The organism is Phyllobacterium sp. (assembly GCF_037994425.1).
GTDB lineage: Bacteria > Pseudomonadota > Alphaproteobacteria > Rhizobiales > Rhizobiaceae > Phyllobacterium.
Window position 1 is genome coordinate 1 of the sequence record NZ_JBBNAM010000329.1, and the last position, 1129, is coordinate 1129.

The following is a 1129-nucleotide window of genomic DNA, read 5'->3' on the forward strand; positions in this document are numbered from 1 at the left end:
CGGGCTTCCGCTCCCTGATGGCGGAACTGCCGCACAATACCATTGGCGTCTATTCCTATTCGAAATATTTCGGTTGCACGGGGTGGCGACTTGGCCTCATCGCCATTCACGAGAAGAACGTGCTCGACGACATGCTTACCAAGCTTCCAGCCAAGGAGTTGGAGGCGCTCGACAAGCGCTACATCTCGATTACGCTGGAGCCACGCAAGCTCAAGATGATCGACCGGATCGTGGCCGACAGTCGCGATGTCGCGCTCAACCACACCGCTGGCCTGTCGCTACCGCAGCAGGTGATGATGACCATGTTCTCAATGAGCGAGTTGATGGACACCGACAAGCTCTACCAGAAGGCTTGCATGGATATTTGCCACAGCCGTGTGGACAGCTTGCTCGAAGGCCTGCCGCTCGATGTCCAGCCCAACCCCAACTTTGCCTACTATTACGGCACGATCGATTTCGAGTTCTGGCTGCGAAGATATGTCGGCGACGACATGGTGAAATGGCTGAAGAAGAACGTCCATCCGCTTGATCTCGTTTTCAAACTCGCTGAGGACCATGCGATCGTTCTCCTCAATGGCGGCGGCTTCGACGCGCCCAACTGGAGCGTGCGCGTCTCCTTCGCCAACCTGACCGACGATGTCTACGATGACATTGGCAGGGCGGTGCGCGCAGTCGGGCGCAGCTATGTCGATGCATTCAACGCTTCCAAGAAGGGGAAATAGATTTCTTGATGTCTTTCACCCGGGTTAAACCCCATGGGCGTCCCGCCGCTCTTCCCGGCATCCGATAGGGCGATCAGTTTTCGTGTCACGCGCCTATCCCCGTCTGATCTTGTAAAATCAGCATGACAGCGATTGAGCACAACCAGCGGGCAGCAAAGGTGCAAGGAAAGGTGCAAGCTAAAACCTTATGGTAGGAGAATATTCTTTTAAATCAAGAGACTAGTTTAGATAAATGGCGGAGGGAACATCCGGCGAACTTCTTTCTACAATAGTTTCTCGTTATGCTTAGAACTCGCCCCGGCGCGTTGGTGCGTTTATTGCGTTGTCGCCATATGCACCTTTGGGCAATATTTTTAGGCGAGTATTTTTGCCTATTCTACTGTATTGTATATGTCATTGGTGCCTAA

Annotated in this window: 1 protein-coding gene; it reads left to right on the forward strand. The window is 53.2% G+C overall.

Translation table 11 applies throughout. The annotated features are described in order from the left end of the window. Positions 1–722, forward strand: a 722-nt coding sequence (locus AAAB35_RS21960) for a bifunctional aspartate transaminase/aspartate 4-decarboxylase (protein WP_340670404.1), incomplete at its 5' end; no start/stop codon positions are given. Between the last annotated feature and the right edge of the window lie 407 nt (positions 723–1129).